The organism is Pseudoflavitalea sp. G-6-1-2 (assembly GCF_012927185.1).
Taxonomy (GTDB): domain Bacteria; phylum Bacteroidota; class Bacteroidia; order Chitinophagales; family Chitinophagaceae; genus Pseudobacter.
In genome coordinates this window covers 682,511-701,965 of sequence record NZ_JABBGB010000002.1, presented here as the reverse complement: position 1 = coordinate 701,965, position 19,455 = coordinate 682,511, and the positions used below count along the sequence as shown (strand labels likewise).

Below are 19,455 nucleotides of genomic sequence, written 5' to 3'. Positions count from 1 at the left end.
CAGATCATTTATGAAAGTACTGGGAATAGATATTGGCGGATCGCATATCAGCACCTGCATGGTGGAGTTGCCTGGCGCAACATTCATTCGTGAAAGCAGTGTGCATGCGAAAGTAGATCCAACAGGAACAAGTGAGCAGCTCATCGGATCATGGGCAGCTGTCATACGGGAGAGCTTTGCGAAAGCAGACGCAGAGCCAGGATTGATCGGCATTGCCATGCCTGGTCCATTTGAATATGAGCTGGGGATCAGTCTCATAAAAGGACTGCATAAATTTGAATCGCTGTACGGATTGAATGTAAAAGAGCTGCTGGCAGCAGCATTGGATATCCCATCAGAAAATATCCGTTTCATCAACGATGCATCGGCATTTCTGTTGGGAGAAGTGATGGGAGGAGCAGGCAAAGGATTTGCCAATGCCGCAGGAGTTACGCTGGGTACGGGTTTGGGCTCGGCCGGTTATTTCAATCATACCATTTATGATGGTGATCTCTGGTGTACGCCATTCAAAGCGTCACGTGCAGAGGATTATCTCAGCAGCCGTTGGGTGGTGAATGAATATGCCCGATTGACGGGAAAAACTATTCATGGTGTAAAAGATCTGATGAGTGGTTTTGATTCCGATGAAATGGCGCAGCAATTGTTTGCTGTATTTGGGGAGCATCTGGCAGAAGTATTGCTGATGAAGTTTCCTCCGGAATTGCAGGATATAGTGGTTGTTGGTGGCAATATTGCCAAAGCATGGGATTGTTTCATTCCATCTGCTGATGCATATTTTGCATCGCACAAAGTGCGCATGAATCTTCAGCCGGCAATGCTGGGCGAAGATGCCGCTATCATGGGCGCAGCCTGCCTTTGGAAGTAAAGGTTATTTGAAATTGTATTCGTACACATATCCCTGAGTGGTGAAGCCATACACTTTATCGCCTGAGCGATGCACATAAGTGATCGGTCCATGATCAGGGTTGGTCTCCACTGTTTTTTTCTGTATCCATTTATTGGCTGCAGGGTTGAAAGCGTACAACTGACGATCCTGCGCCAGCACAAATATCTTTCCGTTTGCACTGAAGCTACGTGCGTTTTCAGCTACAGTAAGCTTTGCAGGAAATGCAGGCAGCTCGCTGGTTTGCTTGTTCCTGATATTGAAAGCGGCGCATTGTTGTGTAAACAAATTTCCCGGAACTGAGTTGTTGTATCCTGCACCAAAATAAAGTGAATCGTTGCTGACAAGGGCAAATCCGCTGCTCCCTGCGTTGATGGTAATGGTGGAAAAACTATTGTTCCATTGCTCGGTGCTGAGCGGCATGGAGTATACACGGTTTTGAATGGAGTGAACGATGTTGCCGATATTCAAAGTAGTGTAGAGAACATTGTCGTAGACGAAAGCAGTGCCATCGGTTCCACCCATCGGACAGTCGGGTAGCCGTCTCCATGGATTCGCTGCCTCCGGCGTAAACTCCCACCAGTCGTGACGGAATCCTCCAATCGCTTCATTGGTTCTTCCTCCTCCGATATATGCTTTGTTGCCATTAACTGCAACGTTACATAACCAGCGAAGGGCAAAGTCTTTTGGATAATTGAAACTGCCCTGCCATTTTTTTGTGCTGAGATCATAGATCAGCAGATCATGCGTGTAGCTTCCGAAATAAACCTTGTTGGCGATGGTGAAACTCCAGTTGGCTTCGCCGAGTGGTCGTGGCTGGTTGTTGCTGATAGTCCAGTTATCCACTTCCGGTGGTGTATCTTGTTTTACATCTTTTTTATTGCAGGCAGTGAAGGTTATGGTCAACAGGCAGATAACGTGCAGTATCGGTTTCATAAACACTGTTTTAAGATGGCAGATCTTAATCACCTTACAATGCTACAATGTTCCCTTGCAATGTATTGTTAAATGAAGATGAATTCTACGAAAGGCTTGCTGAACCGTCGATTGCGGATTTTGAAATTTTTGGATATGAAGAAATATCAGGCAGATGTTTCGTGTGCTGTGCGTTCGCTTGCAACGGTGCGCAGTTTCTGGAGTATTTTCACCTGTTCGGCCGTGATGGTGCCGATCAGCTGAAACTGATCTGTAATGGCTTTGAGATCGGAGAGGGTTTTGCGAACAGACATTTCATTTTCTTCTTTTCCTGCAGACATTTCTTCTCTTCTCATTTCGAGCAGCTGCAATACTTTTTGTCTGATGGGATCTTCGATCAGTTTTTGCTCAGCAGGTGTGTTGTTCCGGTCCTGTAAAATAGCTTCTGCCAGATCGAATTGTGCTTCTACCTGTTTCACTAGCGGTTGAAAATCCATGGAGCCGTATTGTTGTCCGGATCTTTCGCCGTAGTAGGAGAGCGAGGCGATATGTGAAGTGAGCAAATGTGAGGTGGCAACAAACTGGTGATAGTTTTCCAGGTTATCCTGCTTGCTTTTGGGTTCGCTCATCATGCGCTGAAAGTGATCGCTCATGTTGGCAAGCGATACGAAAGCGCCTTTGCGGGCTACTTTGAAATTCGTCATGTCGAAACCGATGCCGATAAAGGAAGTGGCCACTGTGCTGAAGTATGCACGGTTGGCGGCGATCGATTTTTCCACATAAGAAGCAATCTGCTCCTTCTCCCAACTGGGAAGTACAAACGAAGAGAAGATGAAGGAGATGGCGCAGCCGATGGCGGTATCGATCACGCGATCGTGCAGCACCACACCTAATCCGGATGGATTGAGGAAGTGGAAGCTGAGGATCACGTACACGGTGATGCCTGCGGAGCTGACGAAGTAATCCAGTTTCAGCATGCTGTAGCTGATGATCATTGCTAGCAGCATGATGATGAACAATATGGTAGTGTCTTCAGTGATGTAGATGGTGGCGAAGCCGAGGAAAGCGCCGGTAAGCGTGCCGAGAATACGTTGCACGTTCCGTTTTTTGGTAATGCTGTAAGCGGGTTTTACGATGGTGGTGATGGTGAGCAGTATCCAGTATCCGTGGCCGAGCGGAAAGAGCAGTGAGACTATATATCCGATCACCAATGCCAATGTAAGTCTTACTGCGTGGCGGAAGGTGGACGACTGCAGCGACAAGTTGTCGAAAAGCAGGTTGGGGTCTAATTCCTGACGGGTAATGAATCTGTCGAGATCGCGCCTTGGCTGATTTTTCAGCGCCTTGCTGATGGTTCTGTCGTAAGTGGTGTATTGCGCGATCACTTTGATGCGTTCGGCGAGATCCTGCAGACTGAAGAGGATATGTCTTAATTTGATGAACCCTTCGATATTCTCTGCATTCAGTTTTTTGTTGCGCATGGAGAAGAAAGCTTCCTTAGCGGCTTCCAGCGGTTCGTCGATCTTTTGTTCTATCCGGTAGGGAACGCCATCCTGAATGGCCAGTCCGATCCCATTCAAAGTATCAGCCATTTCGAGAATGGTGCGATGATAGACTTCGAGAATTTCTTCGTGATCGAATTCTTTGTGCAGCGCTTCATAATCCTGCTGTGTGGTCATGATGCGCTCGAAGAGGTCGATGCTGTCGAGGAACATCTGCATCAGTACACGTCCTTTCCGGGTAGATTCACGAACGATGCTGCGCGCTTTGAAGAGCATCTCGCGGAGTTCATCCTGATGGTGCTGAATGGCCACGGTGTGGCGCATGAGCGACCGGTATAGTTCTTTGTAATCGGGATCTTTTTTGTAGAAGGCGGCTTTTACATCGAGGTATCGAGCGGTTTCCATGAGGCATTCGCCGAGCAGCTGCTGTATAAGTTTGTACGGTCGAAGTGTATGCAACACCAGACTGAGTACGGCGTACCACAATCCGCCAACGGTAAACCATCCTGCATTGATGAGAATGCCTTTGAAGTCGCTGCCGGTGGGAGAGAGATGCGCATCGATATTGAATATGAATACAAGTAAAGCGATAGATCCGATGGAGTTGGCGCGATTGCCATAAACGCCCAGCAGAGAAAAGAACATGCTGAGTACAACCAGCTCGATACCGATGATCGCTGAATGGCCACGGCTGAGACCGGCAAGCACTGCTACCAGAAAATTGAAGAAAATGCTGATGAAGATGGCATTTCGCCTGTGTTGAATGGGACCAGGATTATCGGTGAAGCCAACGCAGAGGGCGCCGAGCGGTACTGCCATCATCGATCCCAGCAATCCGTTCTGGTAAAGAATGATGGCGGGGATTACAGCTCCCGCGGTAATGCGTACGCCTGTGTAGAGGTACTGACTACTGATGAATTTTCTAAACTCCTGTGCATAATCCATGTATATCCCGAATTCAATGCAAACATAAGTTTAAAAGGATTTTAAACGGTGATGTATTGAGAATGAACCCGCCAGCTGAAAAAAAACTGGAAATATTTTAGAGAAAAATTTGGTGTGAAATGAAATTCCCTTACTTTTGCACTCCCAACAACGACAACGCGAAACATTCAGAGGTTCTTAAAGATCAAAGAGTTGGAGCGGTTGTTGAAAGTGGAAGATTCCGTAGCTCAGTTGGTAGAGCAATACACTTTTAATGTATGGGTCCTGGGTTCGAGTCCCAGCGGGATCACCTGATGGGACAAGTCTAAAACTGATAGGCTTGTCCCATTTTCTTTAAGCCTTCCCCAGACCGCGTAATAAGCAATGGTGAAAGTAAACCCCGAAGAAAAAGCCAAAAACAAGGAGCGGAATTAGATAGTCCATTAACCGGATCAATGTTGAGAAGCGTAATCATTAGCGATTGCCGAATAAAGCTTTTTTGAGTGCCAATGCACCTTGCTCTGAGGAAAATTTGACCGCTTTAATATGGTCAAGTGGATTTAATAGTCCGTAATCATGGATAAATCCATTATATGTTTCTATTGTTGTTGGTACGCCCGCGTCATCTAACTTTCTTGCATAGCCCAGACCTTCATCAAAGAGAATATCATTTTCGGCCACCTGAACTAAAGCAGGCGGAAGTCCTTTAAGTTTTTCTAATGGTGCATTGAAAGGGGTTGCATAGTATTCTTTGCGTTTTTCAGTGTCGGGAAGATAATTATCCCACATCCATTTCATTAAGGGTGCTGTAAGGAACCGTTCTGATGCATATTTTTGCCAGGATTCACGAGAGAAGTCTGCGTCGGTTACCGGCCACAACAGCAATTGGAATTTTATTTTCGGGCCTCCTTTATCCTTCGCCATCAAACAAAGAACTGCGGTCATATTGCCGCCGACACTGTTTCCTGCGGCAGCCATATTTTTACCGTCTACACCAATTTCGGTTCCATTTTCTGATACCCATTTAGTAGCTGCATAAATTTGATTGATCGCTACAGGATACTGCGCTTCCGGCGAGGGTGTGTAATCGGTAAAAACAGCTGCCGCTCCACTATGGACAACTAAATCCCGCACCAATCTTCTATGGGTGGGATAATCACCCAATACCCATCCACCACCATGTGTAAACATAAATACTGGAAGGTTTTCAGCAGGGGCATTAGCAGGTTTTACGATATGAATATTGACCGTGATTCCATCCTGGGTAATCTCTCTTTCGTCTTCAATAATTCCAGAATAATCTACTTCAACAGAATTTTGAGCATCAACCAAAACCTGTCTGGCTTCCTGTGGAGTTAGTGTTTCCAATGGTTTGCCACCACTATTATTCAAACCCTTCAAAAATTCTCTAATCCCTGAAAGTATTTGTGGATCGTTTTCAGCTTTAATGTTGTTTGCCATAATTGAAATTTTAATGATTAATGTATGAGAAATAACCTTATTTAGGTAATCAAAGTTTATATTTTTCCCAGTTGCTCAACAACCACTTTTGCCATTTCCTTTGAGCTGAACGGATTCTGGCCCGTTAACAAATTACCATCAATAACTACATTAGAGGTCATAGGGATAAAAGCTTTTTTTAAATTGGCTCCCCGTTCTTTAATTGCAGCTTCAAGATTAAAGGGAACCTCATGTTTGCGTCTGGCTATAGTCTCCTCAAACCAGTCAAATCCGGTCATTGATTTACCTTTGATCATAAACTCACCATTGCTAAGCTTTACATTTAACAATCCACCAACTCCATGACAGATTGCGGCGACCATTTTCCCGTTTTCGTATTGTTGACCAATGATTTTTTTAATATTTTCATCCTCTGGAAAATCGTACATGGTAGCATGCCCTCCGGCAAGATATACACAGTCAAAAGATTCATGAATTACTTCATACAGATTTTTTGAGTGGTTCAGCTCATCCATAAAAATTGGATCTTTATAATAATCTTTTGATATTTTATCAAGAACTAGAGGTTTCAGGCTTTCAGGGTCAATAGGTACATAACCGCCCTTCGGACTTGCTATTGTTATATCCCATTTTTTCTCTTTGGCCTTATGATAAATATGGGTCAGTTCACTGAGCCACAGGCCTGTTGGCAGACCACTTGTATACTTATCAACATTGGTGACTATTAATAAAAGCTTTTTCATAGATCACTTATTTAACTATCGTCAAATTCGCACTATTGGATGATTTGGCAGTAGCTTAATTACGGGAATTAGTAACCGAATCTCAGTATTTCAACTTCCTATTTAAACCGACCTTGTTAATTTAATGATGATCTGAATTTAAGTGGAGAAATTGATGTTCGGCTTTTAAAAAGACGATGAAATGATTGCGGGTGTTCAAATCCAAGATGAAAGGCAATTTCAGAGACCGACATTTTGGTAGTAGAGAGTAATTCTTTTGCTTTTTCGATAAGTCGGTTTTGGATATGCTGCTGCGTGGTTTGTCCTGTTTGCACTCTTAACATATCACTTAGATAATTCGCGCTCAGGTGCAGTTGAGCAGCTATGGAGTGGACTGAGGGTATACCGTTAACGGTTAAATTGTCATTTTTGAAATAATCATCCAATAATTGCTCCAACTTGGAAAGAAGGTCACTATTCACTTTCTTTCTGGTCAAAAACTGGCGGTTATAATAACGGTCACAATATTTTAACAGAAGATCAAGGTTAGAGACAAGTAGATCTTGTGTAAAGGAATCCATGTTGATGTCAATTTCCTGTTCAACATTCGCTATGATATCAAACACGGTTTTCTCTTCCTTTTCAGAAAGATGCAAAGCTTCATTGGCTGAATAGGAAAAATAACCGTATTCTTTAATGTCGGATGCTAGTCGATAGCCATGTAGGAAATCCGTATGTACTACCAGGACAAAACCTCTTACTTTATTAAGCAGTATATCATCAAACTGAAGCACTTGATGGGGGGCAATAAAATACATAATACCTTCATCAAAATCATAATACTGTTGGCCATATCTGCATTTTCCACCGGCACAGTCTTTTTTTAAGGCAATAACATAAAAATCTGTAGTTATTGCGCTAAGTATGGTTTCCGGTTCCAGTTTAACATCATCAAAATTAAATACACTTATCAGCGGATTAGCTGGTTTCTTTAACCCCAAGAATTGATGAAGTGTACTTATTGATGATACTTTTTCCGGAGTTTTCATATGCTGGTTTTCAGATTTATACATGACTAATTTATCAAATTATTTTGTTTCCTGAAACTGTTCATCTTTAATGATATTGATTCCCTGCTTATATGACGTGACCTGAAAATCCGGAAATTTCTTCCTGAATTTTGAATCGTCAAATATATTATCATGTTCATACCTGGGAAGAAGCTCCAGTAATTCCTTTACACTGTTGTTGAAAAATGACCCTATTTTGAACATCAATTTGGGAACAACAGAATATTTCAGGTCTCTGCTGTAAATTCCTGATGCCATTCGGATAAACTCTTTATAGGTAGGATGGCTCTTATCTACCGGCAGATGCCATGTCTGACCAAATGCGTCAGGGGTATTCCCAATCAAAGCAGTAGCTCGGCTCGCATCGGGAGTCCAGATCAGGCTTCTTTTTTTATTTGCGCTCAATGGAACCTTCAGCTTTTTACCTTCTTTGATATTGCTAAAAATTAAGGTATTAGTAATACTCTGCGTTTTACCGGGACCGTAAAATTCTGGAGCACGACAGATAACAGCTTCAAGTTCACCGGATTCAATTTCCCTCAACACCATTTCAGCCATTTTTGTTCTGACTCTTCCTTTTCTTCCCTCAGGTGAAAAAGCAGTTTCTTCTGTCAATATACGATCATCCTGGGGATACATATAAGTGTTGTCAAAAAATACGAGCCTTGTATGATTGATCTTACAGGCTTCTATTACGTTACGAATGATCAGCGGAAACTGTTTCTCCCAGAGACCGGAACTGATCGGAAGACCTAATGTGAAATAGGCAATTTCACTACCTTTTACTGCTTCAATTGCTTTTTCACGAATGGATAGATCCGCAGAAAAAACCTCGTCCGTGTCATTTACTTTTTTCGCATCCCTGCTGACAATTCGTATAGATGAAGTAAAATTTCTTTTAAGTTCTCTCGCTAGCTCTTCGCCAATCTGACCATTAGCTCCTAATATCGTTTGCATATCTTTTGCTGTTTTAAATTATTATACAAAGTTCAGCAATCATCCTAAAAGCAGAGTATCTGAATTAACGAAAGTTGTAACATCATCTCTGTTACATTACCCTTTTCAGCCAACGCATTTTTTTATCCGTATATGGAGGATATTTCCAGTCCGGTTCACCCCAGGTTGTTTTTTCGATGACTGATTTCTGGTGGGAGAATGTAAGAAAGCCGAACTCACCGTGGTAGTTTCCAATCCCGGAATTCCCTATACCTCCAAAAGGGAGATAGTCACTGGTAATTTGCATCAGTGTGTCATTGATGCATCCACCACCAAAAGAAACCAGTTTTAAAAGCATATCTTTTTCTTCTTCATTATTACTAAATAAATATGCAGCCAATGGTTTTTCACCTTCTATAATTTTATGAAGAACATTATCATAATGACTGTAGGATATGACAGGTAAAACAGGACCAAATATTTCTTCCTGCATTACCGGATCTTCCCAGGTTACATTATCGATGATGGTAGGCTCAATGTAAAGCGAATCAGCATTAAATTTCCCTCCATAAATCACTTTTGAATTATCAACTAGGCCAAGGATACGATCAAAATTCCGTTTATTGATTATACTGGTATAATGCTCTGCACCATCAGAATAATTGATTTCCTGGAGTTTTTCTTTGATCAAACTAAGAAGTTTGGGTTTCACTGATTCTTCTACCAACAAATAATCAGGCGCAATACAGGTTTGTCCTCCATTTAGGAATTTTCCCCAGACCAGCCTTTTGGCAGCGACTTCAAGATCTGCACTTTTAGTTACTATGGCGGGTGATTTCCCACCAAGCTCTAACGTAACAGGAACCAGATTTTTGGCTGCGGCCTCGTAGACAATCTGTCCCACTTTTGGACTTCCTGTAAAAAATATTTTATCAAACCGAAGCTTCAAAAGTTCTGTTGTTTCTGGAATGCCTCCTTTCACGACATATAGGTAGTTTGGAGGGAAATTCTCATTGATAACATCCGCTAACACATGCATTGTATTTTCCGGAAGTTCGCTGGGTTTTATGATGCAGGTGTTTCCAGCTGCAATGGCACTCACCATAGGGCTTAATGTCAGCTGATAAGGATAATTCCATGCCCCAATGACTAGTGTAACCCCTAAGGAGTCATAATGGATATAACTCTTTCCGGGCTGTAAACTGAGTGCTGTTTTGACTTTTTTAGGCTTGCTCAGCTTATCTAAGTTTTTCAGGAAAAAATCTATTTCATTATACACCAGGTTAAGTTCTGTAAGAAAGGCATCAAATTTTCCCTTACGAAAATCTTTATAGATCGCTTCATAAAGCTCATCTTCATTTGCTTTCAAAAGATTCTTTAGCTTTAAGAGGTTTTCCTTACGAAATGCGATGTTTTTTGTTTGGTGTGAATTAAAAAACTCTTTTTGTGATTGAAATATTCTTGCAAAATCCATTGTAATTGCCTTTTAATTTTAAACCTATTTCTTTGTGTTACCAGTTGGTTCAGGAGTGTATAATGCGGCCTGAAATTCAGGTTGATAATCATAGCGCATTAATTTCCCTAATTCCAATAATTTAATGAATGCAGATAATGGACCATCGGTAAGCTTAAGTTCAATGTCTTCTTTATTTTTACTGCTGGCTTTTTTCAGCGCTCGCACATCAGTATAGCCATGGGTAAGTTTTCCGTTTTTATCCAGATTGATGAAATTGGAACGAACAATTTCAGGTTCTGTACTCTCTATAACCAATTTCTTTCCCTCCATCGAAAAATCCGGTTTACCCGATCCATCATAAAAAGTAAAGGTCATGGAATCTCCTTTGTTAGTATACTCAATTGGGATCAACCATTTCGGTAAGTTGTAGCCAACTACTCCTCGGACCCTAGCCAGCTCTGTATTTACTGGAAGTTTTAAAACATATCCCCAAAGGCTTTTGTTTTTTACTTCCCGGAGTAAAGAAAAGACTCCCCAGTTCCCTGCATTAGGTTTAGTTGTAACAATAGAAATCGATAACTCATTATATGAATCATTATCACAATAATGATAGGCATAAGCTGTTATGGCAATCAGCCCTCGTCCTGGGGTAATCGAGATCGGTTTTACAATGTCACGAGCTTCTTCTGGAATCAACTTTTTCAATGTTTTCAAATCAGCAGTATAGATTGCTGTGATACTACTGTTGCTGTAATAGAAATTCGGAGAATAAGTTGTAAATCCAACGTCCTTTTTTTCTTTCTGGATAGTTTTAAACCAGCTGAGATCAATACCCGGTTTTTCTTTTTCAATGACAGATAATGGTGGGTTTGAACGGAATCGATCATAAAGTCCATCCTTTAGCACAGGAACCTGATGACCTGCAAGCTCAATTATTGTCTGATTTTTGTTGATAGTGTCCATAGGGATTTGATTTTTGTGGGAGGAATTTAGATCGTGACATGGATTAACAGAAGCCGAAAATCCAAAGGAAGATATTCCTATACTGACAACTGTTGTGATTATTTTAAATGTGTTCATATTATGTTGTTTTAGTATCACAAAGTTCCGAAGAACAGAAAAGATAGATGTAGCTCAATTAAGGGAAGATGTAACAGAATCTCTGTTTTTATAAGGCCGTAAGGAGTAATGTAAAGGAGCAATGGCGTGCATGCTCGTTCTTGCATTCGAACCACAAATAATTATATTGAAGCTATAGGTCGGAAGAACGGTGAAGGATGTTATTTTGACATTATTTTGACGTTTTTTTAGTTTATTAGGCGATTTCTGCCAATTTTCGTAATTCAAATACAAATAGGTTCGAGTTTTGTACCATAGGGTTCACAGAAAAATTCAAAAACCTGCGCACTGCGCGGGTTTTTTGTTTTAGTCGAGTTTTTAGTCGAGTTCCTCGTAGGCTCCCCCGATTTCTTTCCTTACTTTATGCTGGTTAATTTGCTTTAGTAAATTCTTCGACTAAATCATCAATCATATGCTCGAAATAAGACCCGGCTGTGAGAATTGCGGCAAGCCTTTAGCTTACAATGCAGACGATGCAATGGTATGTACATTTGAATGCACTTTTTGCAAGGATTGTGTTGATAATATCTTGCACAACGTTTGCCCCAATTGTGGTGGCGGTTTTGAAAAACGACCCATCAGACCCAAAAGGCTTTTGGAAAAATATCCGGTCAGTACAAAAGTTGTATTCAAGCCTATTAACGAAGCTGAGTTTAAAATAAAGCTGGAACAGTTGAAAGATGTTCCCCCGGAAGAGCGATAGGCGCAATAGCCGTTCCCGCTTTTACTCACTCTTCAAAGCCCTTATGGGATTGCTTTTTGCTGCCTTCAATGTCTGCGCTCCGATCATTAACAATGCTATGAGCAATACTGCCAGCAAGCCGACAAACAATTCTGTTACCTGTACAGGAGTATGATAAGGAAAGTTTGGAAGTACCATGATTTGGAAGAACAGGTAAGTTACCGGTAGTGCAATAAGTGCCGAAACCGAAAGCAAAACCAGAAAACCACGGCTCAGCAGGAAGATCAGATTGCCGATGCCTGCGCCCATCACTTTTCGTATACTTATTTCCTTTAGTCTTGTCTCTGTGCTGTACACCACCATTCCGAATAATCCCATCGATGCAATGGAGATTGCTAAAAACGAAAGGAACCCAATGATTTTGATCATGGCAGAAAACTCGCTGTATGCATTTTCTATTTCCTGATCATAGAATGATGCTACGAAGGAGTGAGCAGGATCGATCTTTTTCCAAATGGATTCAATGCTGGCGAGGGTAGCGTGCATATCACTGCTCTGTATTTTGACACTGATAATCGCCCTGTCCTCCGGTGTCCAGTAAGTGTATGCAACCGGACCGATAAGATTCTCCACTTTGCCGTAGTGAAAGTCTCTCATTACACCAATTATAGTCAGTTTGCGTCCATTCAATACAATCTGTTCTCCGATTGCGTTACGTGGGTTATTGCCAGCTATATTGAATCTTTTTAGGACCTCCTCATTAACGATCACTTCACTCGTTGATTCTGCATTGATTGGTCGCGCAACAAAATTTCCTCCGGCAATGAGTTTGTAGTTGTGAAGTGGCAGATAGTTTTCATCGATATGATTGGTCATCACGAGAACAGAATCGTGCGAGTCTTTGTATTTCATGTTGCCACCCCAGGCGTTCCCGACGCCGGTTGTGATCAGCGATCGGGAGGTAGCAACTACCTCCGGCATCTCACTGAGCTCTTTGAGCATGGCATCTGGTTTATTGTTCAGCATATTGATGTTCAGAATATTTGTTGTGCTGAACCCCAGATCGAATGCCAGTATGTTTTTGTACTGCACATAGCCGATGGCAGTTGTTGTAATAAAAATCAGTGTGACTGTATATTGAATCACCACCATCGCGCGTCTGAGTGTAAGGTGTCTGAACATCTTCACCGGAGAGGCGTTTCCGAATGCACTGGCAGGATTTATTTTTGAAAAGAATACTGCAGGAAGGAAACCTGCAAGAACGCCTACAATCACTGCAAAGAGGATGAAGGCTGCGATCATCACTGGTGTAAGATCGAGTTTTACCATTCGCTGAAGATCCGGTGCCAGATTTATCAGCATTGGCCGCAATACAAAAAACAACAGGAGCGAAAGCAGAAGAGCTATCAGTGAAATCATTACCGATTCTGCCAGAAACTGAAGCCTCACCTGGCCTTTACCTGCACCGATGGCTTTGCGAAGACCTATTTCCTTCATGCGGCGCATCGCCCGCGCTATCGAAAGATTGGTGTAATTGAAACAGGCGGACAGTATCACCACAAATGCCAGTCCGCCGAGTATCCACAATACAACAGGGGAGATATGTGGACCCGAAAAACCAGGCCCTCCCTCGGATTGGCGCAGATTTTCGCCTACCACAATGTCGTATAACGGAAGCATCTCGAGTTCGATCTTTGTGTTTTCATCTGCGAGATTCTCTGCGGCTGCGATATTGCTGAGCTGCGACCTGATGGCATCAATATCTGCTTTTTCAGAAGGCATCAGATACACCGAGTTCGACCACATATTTGTCCATGCAGCAAAGTTCTGGTCGTTTTTATTCATTTGTTCCACTGTAGACAGTGATACCAATGCTTCGAAATTGATATGGGAAAAGAAAGGGACATCCTTCATGATGCCAGTCACCTGATAGGCAAGTGAATCCAGCTGTATTGTTTTTCCGATGGCTGGTTGCGAACCGAACAGTTTTTTCGCAGCAGTCTCTGTAAGTACTATTGAATACGGGTCTTTCAATGCAGTTTCGGAATTGCCGGATACCATCGGGAACGTAAAAATCCTGAACAGCGATGGTTCTGCCCAATAGCCTTTGATGGGTAGAATATTGTCTCCAACTCTGCCATCTCCGGAGAAGTTATTTCGCATGATGGCCACTTCCTCGATGCCGCTCACTTTTTCGCGAATGAGCTTTCCTGCTTTTAGGGAAGTGGTTGCAAACTTTCCGCTTTGTTCTTTATTTGAAGTGATGATATTGGTGATGCGATAGATCCGTTCTCCGTTTTTGTTGAACCTGTCGTAAGAACGAAGATCCAGCAGAAATGCGATCAGCAGCAGACCGACCGTCATGCATATGGCAAGTCCAAATATGTTGATGGATGAGAAAAGCTTATGGCGCATGGTGTTGCGTCCGGATGTTTTTACATAGCTTCCTATCATATTGTTGTTCGTGAAGAGGTTGGTAAATATTGATTTTCGTACCGTGTAGCTTCTGAAGAACTTGAATGCATCGATGATGTAAATCAGTTTAGCACGGAGTGCTCCAATTGTGTGCAGATTCCGTTCAAAACATTCGTGGAGGTCGCCTGTAAGATCTTCTGCCAGCTCAGGTTTGCAATACCATTCGATAAATCGCTGCGCCCAGGAGGGTGGGTGGTGCCGGCGTTTTTCTTTCATGTTACATTTTTTTCCAGGCGGGTGATGGAATCCTTGCCCAGAGCTGATCGCGCAGCGACTTTGCATTGAGCAATGCAGTCTTTCCAAGCATTGTAACTTCGTAGAATCTTTTCCGCTTGCCACCACGGGCTTTGGTTGCTTCTCCGAGTTCACTTTTCACAAGGCCCTTTTCTTCCAGACGGTTAAGTACAGCGTGCACTACACCGAGTTTTACTGAGCGGCCGGTATGGTTCGATAGCTCGTCGCAAATGGCCACACTGTATGCCTCGTTCAGTAATGCCGCGATGGTGAGCAGCACCAGTTCTTCAAATTCTCCAAGGTTTGTGCCTTTCATCTTTGTTATTAATTACGTAAATGTATGTATAATGATTTGATTAAACATACAAAAGAAGAGTATTGATCTTTCACAAGAAAAGATGATCGTAGTTTTTTGTTTGTTGGATTACCGCCCGAACATTGCAACTCTCTTACCTGCTTGTTGAACAGTGCTCCAATCTTGAATACGATCTTCGGAATTACACTATAATGGAATGCTGTGCTATACACTTCAGAAGCCAGTGTTATGAATTGTTTGTAGGTTAATCTGTTGTAGGTTTTTATAATACGGCACAAAAAAAGCTATCGTATGATAGCCTTGTATTTCTGATGTGATTGTTCAATAATCTTACTGCCTGAATAGATTTGAAATGATTTCATTCTTCAGATCGGATAATCGTTCCTGACCACTGCTGTCGTTCACCAATAGGATAATGGCCGACTCATTATCCGGATAGAGATAGCATAGTGCAGTGAAGCCACATCCGTCCCTGCCTGTATGCATGATATATGGCATCCCGTTGTTTTCCTTACCCAGCATCCATCCCAGCCCCATACTCATTCCTGCTGGTTTTGTAAAAGTGATGGCATGGCTCAGATTAATGGCCTCATTTTTCCTGCTTAGGTTGGCTGCTGCATATTTGAGCATATCAGTCAGGGTCGAAAACATGGAAGGCGCTGCCCTGAAGCCATTGTCAGGAATAAATGGCAATTCTTTGCCGTGCTGATCATGGCCGGGAAGAAGTTGTTTTTCTTCTGCAGCACTCAATGCAGGTTTGGTGTTTTCCATTCCGAGTTGTTTTTTCAGAAAAGAAGTAACCAGCTGATCGTAGGGCTTATGATACACGCGCTGCAGAATAGCAATAAGCACCATCATTGCATTTCCGTTATATCGGTATGCAGTTCCGGGAACTGTATCGAGTGTAAACCTGTGCATATCCCGAAACAGACTATCAACGGTATAAACGCTGTAAAACTCTCTGAATGCTTTGGGGCTTAGTTTGGTAATGCTGTCCAGGTATTTATCGTCATAATCCCTCGACATGGCAGGCATGGCCGAAGTATGATTTGCCAGATCCATTATTCTAACAGGATGTTCCTGATATTGTAAATTAGGATAACTGCCTGGTAAGTATTTTCTGATATCATCGGTGAGATGCACTTTCTTGTCAAGAATAGCCTGCGCAAGCATTATGCCTGCAAAGGTTTTGGCAATGGACCCCAGACCCCAAAAATTTGTACTGTTGCTTAAATTACCCAAACCTCGATGGAAAATGTACTGATGCTGTACTCCCTTATCAATTACCCCAATCGATAGGTCGAATGTTGCCGGCGATTGCATGTAATGTTCTGCAGCCCGCTGAATTATGCTGTCGATGGGTGTTTTCAAAGGATTGCTACTCTTTATTGCCGGTTGAACACCAGCCTCCTGGGCATAGCTGTAAGACCATAAGAACAGCACTGCTATGAATAATCTTCGATATGTTGTACTCATATATGCATGCCAATGTAAAAATTAAATTGATGCTGCATATAGTTTACAGGGCATTTTCGACGTAATGAAAACATTGTTGCCATTCGGTGTTCAGGATCTGCTTAAATGCAGCTGAACAATGTTTTCACCAATGGATTGCTGCGATATCAATTTGAATTGCATAGACAGGTCATGATCTGTTCCCCAGATACCGCCATCGCCAATTATTACAGGATGGATGTTTACGCAAACATCTGTTATCCGGTCTTTGCTCAGAAAGGCATTGTAGGTAATGGTTCCACCGCCAACTGCAATTTCAGTATATCCTTTTTCTGTAAGATAACTGATAGCTTCTTCAGCGCTTCCCACAACTTTGAATTCATTTGATATGCCGGAAGAAGAGATCAGCACAAGTTCAACTCCCGGAAAAAATCCCTTCACATCGGGAAGTACCCGCTGCAGCATTTCGAAGGTTTTCTTTCCGATTACCAGATTACCTGCTCTGGTGGCTGTTTCCATGAATAAACCCATGGCAATGTCAGGGGCCTGATACCTGGTGTTTTCAGACAATAATATCTTTCCGTTTGCGGAAATATTTGCGATTAATGTTACTTTCATTGTAGCGGTTTTGTATTTGGTTGCAAAGCTATTTTGCTCTTGCCATTCCTACACTATCCGTTACCTTCAGGTAAGTAACTAATTCGTTTTACAATGCCGTTGATTACACGCTGCGAAAAGAATGAAAAAAGAGAAAGATCCCTTGCATTAAGAGATGCCATCGAATTATTGGGAGGCAAATGGAAAATATGCATTCTCCAGAATCTTTCCCTTTACGGAACCATGCGCTTCAAAGATTTACAGGAAGAGGTTGCTGGCATATCTTCAAAAGTCTTAACCAAAGAATTGCAGCAGTTAGAACAAAACTTTTTGGTTGTAAGAACCATCAACAATACAAAGCCGGTTACTGTTTCCTATTCACTCACCGAACATGCTTATGAAACCCGGAATGTATTCAATGCCCTGCTGGAGTTTGGAGCCAAACACAGAGCGGTAGTGAAATCAGGCGGGGGCTAACACAGTTCTACCGAATTCCCTTTTTCTATTCTGATAAATGCAAGGCCTCTGATGTAGTCGCTATGCTCCTCCAGGGTTTCAATGGAATCTTCACCTTCCTGTTTGAGAAATTTCACATACACATCGAACATCGTTTGCTGTAGTGTAGATAGCCGGTCTGCGATGTTGGCAATGAAGTTTGTATATGTTTCGTTGTCTGAAATAAATTGAAAAAATCTCTTCTCTTGACCTAGGTCAAGTTGCAGGTTTTTCTCTGCTTTTACTTTTGCTGGCAATGAAGGCCTTCAGTTTTTATACATCTTAAATACTATTCGAAATGAAAATAACCGGATTATCGATTGCAGGTATTGCAATCGCCATGGGATCATTTGCTCAACCTGCGGCAAAACAAACAGCACCAGTTAAAGAAGCATTGCTCATTGTTGATATTCAGAACGATTATTTCCCCGGTGGAAGACATACACTGGTTGGTGCAGAAGATGCGGCACAAAATGCCAAAACGGTACTGGCTCATTTTCGTAAGAAGGGACTGCCGGTGATCCATATACAGGGACTTGCAACCGATAAAGAAGCTACTTTTTTTCTGCCCAATACAGACGGTGTAAAAATTAATCAGGCGGTATTGCCCGCAAAGGGGGAAAAGCTGATAACCAAACATTATCCCAATGCTTTCAGAGAAACCGGTCTGCTGGCCTATCTGAAAGAAAATCATATTCAGAAACTAACCATCATGGGTATGATGACGCACGTGTGCATCGATGCTACAGTGAAAGCCGCCAAAGATTACGGCTTTGATTGCACCGTTGTTTCCGATGCCTGTGCTACGCTGGATGTTGAGATTCAGGGAAAGAAAGTAGCTGCCGAAGCCGTGCAGCAATCATTGCTGGGAGCGATGGAGTTCTATTACGCCACTATCAAAACCACTTCAGAAGTGGTTTCTGAATAAATGAACAATAAATCGGGGTGTAATGCCCCGATTTTGTTTTACTTTAGTTTTCTCTTCCATTTGCTTACGGAATCTGATCGCTACCGCTGACTCCCGATCTGCAAATTTCAATTGCCTGCAGCCTTCGCCATCAAATTCCGGGAAAACTAAAAAGTAATACAATGAACTCTCAGGACAAAATTCTGCAATGCTATAACACGGTAGCCGAAGATTATGCGATCGAGCGCTGGGACGAGCTTTCCCGAAAACATATCGATAGATTATTGTTGACTGAATTTGCATCCTCCAATAAAGACAAGGGACTCTGTGCCGACTTTGGCTGTGGCCCCGGACAAACAACCAGATTTCTATATGATAACGGCCTGAAAAATATCGTCGGTGTCGATCTCTCTCCGGCAATGGTACAAGTTGCTCAAAAGCTATCCCCTCAGATAAAATTTGAAACAGGGAACCTGCTGGATATCGGGTATCCTTCAGATTATCTTGGCAGTGCGCTTGCCTTTTATGCAATTGTGCATTTTACATTGGAAGATGTAAAAAAATGTTTCGCAGAGATAAACAGAGTACTGAAAGCGGGGGGAGATTTTTTGTTTTCGTTTCACGTAGGTGATGAGATCGTTCACTTCGATAAAGCACGCGACAAAGAAATTGATATCGATCTGTTCTTTTTCAGGTCTGATGATATTGTTGAACTGCTAAATCAAACCGGCTTTACTGTAATCGATGCTATCGAGAGACGCCCGAATGAAAGCATGGAGTATAAAACCAGAAGAGCTTATATATGGGCTGAGAAATCTTCAGGCAGTTAATACACTTCAATTATTTTTTCTTTTCCTTTAAATTCAATTTCATCTCCCGGTTTCTTCTTCATTAACTGCATGGCCAATGGGGATGCAGGCGAGAGAAAAATAACTGTTTCTCCATCGATCACCTGTCTGCCCAGGCCGGCTCCAATAAAAAACCGGTTATTTGATGTTCGAACAAATGCGCCTGCAGCAGGAGCAATGCATACAACCTGCACGTTGATGGCGCGAAGCGCATTGAGATCCTGCTGATGAGCCAGCAGTTGCCTTGCCTGCATGTCTTTCTCCAGATGGCTCATTGCCCTTGCCGTTTCGTATTTGTCGCCGGCAGAACTTTTGCCCTCCTGATTGGCGGCAGCCTGCGCATCGTCCATAGCCTGTTGAGCCGTTGCGATACGCTGCAGGATGATCTGCTCGCAGTACTGTTTGAGTAATAACTTGTGGGCGAGTTGTTCTTTCATATTGCTGATCCACCTTCATTA

At 42.5% G+C, this 19,455-nt stretch carries 19 protein-coding genes and 1 tRNA gene; 6 read left to right on the top strand and 14 right to left on the bottom strand.

Translation table 11 applies throughout. The annotated features are described in order from the left end of the window. Window positions 1–10: 10 nt before the first annotated feature. Complete coding sequence (locus HHL16_RS12570) at window positions 11–865, top strand: ROK family protein (protein WP_169425543.1); 855 nt, start codon at window positions 11–13, stop codon at window positions 863–865. Between the two features lie 3 nt (window positions 866–868). Here the strand turns inward: HHL16_RS12570 and HHL16_RS12565 are convergent, their stop codons facing one another. Both HHL16_RS12565 and HHL16_RS12560 read right to left on the bottom strand, forming a co-directional pair. Next, on the bottom strand, window positions 869–1,819 hold the full coding sequence (locus tag HHL16_RS12565; protein WP_169425542.1) for a hypothetical protein: 951 nt from the start codon (window positions 1,817–1,819) through the stop codon (window positions 869–871). Between the two features lie 146 nt (window positions 1,820–1,965). Next, the gene (locus HHL16_RS12560) at window positions 1,966–4,245 is read right to left on the bottom strand and encodes an FUSC family membrane protein (RefSeq protein WP_169425541.1); all 2,280 of its coding nucleotides are present in this window, start codon (window positions 4,243–4,245) and stop codon (window positions 1,966–1,968) included. 216 nt (window positions 4,246–4,461) lie between these two features. On the opposite strand from HHL16_RS12560, the gene HHL16_RS12555 reads away from it, so the two are divergent. Further along, window positions 4,462–4,534, top strand: a tRNA-Lys gene (locus HHL16_RS12555). 164 nt (window positions 4,535–4,698) lie between these two features. Here the strand turns inward: HHL16_RS12555 and HHL16_RS12550 are convergent. The 6 genes from HHL16_RS12550 to HHL16_RS12525 all read right to left on the bottom strand — a co-directional run bounded on the left by HHL16_RS12550 (window position 4,699) and on the right by HHL16_RS12525 (window position 10,949). Further along, window positions 4,699–5,685, bottom strand: a complete 987-nt coding sequence (locus tag HHL16_RS12550; protein WP_169425540.1) for an alpha/beta hydrolase — start codon at window positions 5,683–5,685, stop codon at window positions 4,699–4,701. A 56-nt stretch (window positions 5,686–5,741) separates the two neighbouring features. After that, entirely contained in the window at window positions 5,742–6,428 is a 687-nt protein-coding gene (locus HHL16_RS12545; RefSeq protein ID WP_169425539.1) for a type 1 glutamine amidotransferase domain-containing protein, read from the bottom strand. Between the two features lie 116 nt (window positions 6,429–6,544). Further along, a complete protein-coding gene (locus HHL16_RS12540; protein WP_240966113.1) occupies window positions 6,545–7,456 on the bottom strand; it encodes a helix-turn-helix transcriptional regulator in 912 nt (303 codons plus the stop codon). Window positions 7,457–7,495: 39 nt separating this feature from the next. After that, window positions 7,496–8,434 (bottom strand): NAD-dependent epimerase/dehydratase family protein, encoded by a 939-nt coding sequence (locus HHL16_RS12535; protein WP_169425537.1) that lies wholly within the window; start codon window positions 8,432–8,434, stop codon window positions 7,496–7,498. A 91-nt stretch (window positions 8,435–8,525) separates the two neighbouring features. Then, the gene (locus HHL16_RS12530) at window positions 8,526–9,887 is read right to left on the bottom strand and encodes an aldehyde dehydrogenase family protein (RefSeq protein ID WP_169425536.1); all 1,362 of its coding nucleotides are present in this window, start codon (window positions 9,885–9,887) and stop codon (window positions 8,526–8,528) included. 24 nt (window positions 9,888–9,911) lie between these two features. Further along, complete coding sequence (locus tag HHL16_RS12525; RefSeq protein WP_169425535.1) at window positions 9,912–10,949, bottom strand: acetoacetate decarboxylase (ADC); 1,038 nt, start codon at window positions 10,947–10,949, stop codon at window positions 9,912–9,914. A 451-nt stretch (window positions 10,950–11,400) separates the two neighbouring features. Here HHL16_RS12525 and HHL16_RS12520 point away from each other — a divergent pair, with 451 nt between their 5' ends. Continuing rightward, window positions 11,401–11,691 carry a DUF1272 domain-containing protein gene (locus HHL16_RS12520; protein ID WP_169425534.1) on the top strand — a complete coding sequence of 97 codons (291 nt, stop codon included), beginning with the start codon at window positions 11,401–11,403 and terminating at the stop codon, window positions 11,689–11,691. Between the two features lie 21 nt (window positions 11,692–11,712). Here HHL16_RS12520 and HHL16_RS12515 read toward each other — a convergent pair whose 3' ends face one another. From HHL16_RS12515 to HHL16_RS12500, 4 genes are all read right to left on the bottom strand, one after another. Then, the gene (locus HHL16_RS12515; protein WP_240966111.1) at window positions 11,713–14,361 is read right to left on the bottom strand and encodes an ABC transporter permease; all 2,649 of its coding nucleotides are present in this window, start codon (window positions 14,359–14,361) and stop codon (window positions 11,713–11,715) included. A 1-nt stretch (window position 14,362) separates the two neighbouring features. Then, the gene (locus HHL16_RS12510; RefSeq protein ID WP_169425533.1) at window positions 14,363–14,695 is read right to left on the bottom strand and encodes a helix-turn-helix transcriptional regulator; all 333 of its coding nucleotides are present in this window, start codon (window positions 14,693–14,695) and stop codon (window positions 14,363–14,365) included. 330 nt (window positions 14,696–15,025) lie between these two features. Beyond that, on the bottom strand, window positions 15,026–16,171 hold the full coding sequence (locus HHL16_RS12505; RefSeq protein ID WP_169425532.1) for a serine hydrolase domain-containing protein: 1,146 nt from the start codon (window positions 16,169–16,171) through the stop codon (window positions 15,026–15,028). A 90-nt stretch (window positions 16,172–16,261) separates the two neighbouring features. Further along, window positions 16,262–16,768 carry a dihydrofolate reductase gene (locus HHL16_RS12500; RefSeq protein WP_169425531.1) on the bottom strand — a complete coding sequence of 169 codons (507 nt, stop codon included), beginning with the start codon at window positions 16,766–16,768 and terminating at the stop codon, window positions 16,262–16,264. A 93-nt stretch (window positions 16,769–16,861) separates the two neighbouring features. Between HHL16_RS12500 and HHL16_RS12495 the strand changes: the two genes are divergently transcribed. Next, entirely contained in the window at window positions 16,862–17,224 is a 363-nt protein-coding gene (locus HHL16_RS12495) for a helix-turn-helix domain-containing protein (RefSeq protein ID WP_169425530.1), read from the top strand. Here HHL16_RS12495 and HHL16_RS12490 read toward each other — a convergent pair. Further along, window positions 17,221–17,499, bottom strand: coding sequence for a hypothetical protein (locus HHL16_RS12490; protein ID WP_169425529.1), 279 nt, complete (start codon window positions 17,497–17,499; stop codon window positions 17,221–17,223). The genes HHL16_RS12495 and HHL16_RS12490 overlap by 4 nt on opposite strands. 41 nt (window positions 17,500–17,540) lie before the next feature. On the opposite strand from HHL16_RS12490, the gene HHL16_RS12485 reads away from it, so the two are divergent. Together HHL16_RS12485 and HHL16_RS12480 are read left to right on the top strand one after the other, a co-directional pair. Continuing rightward, the gene (locus HHL16_RS12485) at window positions 17,541–18,170 is read left to right on the top strand and encodes a cysteine hydrolase family protein (RefSeq protein ID WP_206022407.1); all 630 of its coding nucleotides are present in this window, start codon (window positions 17,541–17,543) and stop codon (window positions 18,168–18,170) included. Between the two features lie 161 nt (window positions 18,171–18,331). Beyond that, window positions 18,332–18,979: a class I SAM-dependent methyltransferase gene (locus HHL16_RS12480; protein WP_169425528.1), complete on the top strand. Its 648-nt coding sequence runs from the start codon at window positions 18,332–18,334 to the stop codon at window positions 18,977–18,979. On the opposite strand, the gene HHL16_RS12475 is transcribed toward HHL16_RS12480, so the two are convergent. After that, complete coding sequence (locus HHL16_RS12475) at window positions 18,976–19,434, bottom strand: hypothetical protein (RefSeq protein ID WP_169425527.1); 459 nt, start codon at window positions 19,432–19,434, stop codon at window positions 18,976–18,978. The two genes, HHL16_RS12480 and HHL16_RS12475, sit on opposite strands and share 4 nt — an antisense overlap. Window positions 19,435–19,455: the final 21 nt, after the last annotated feature.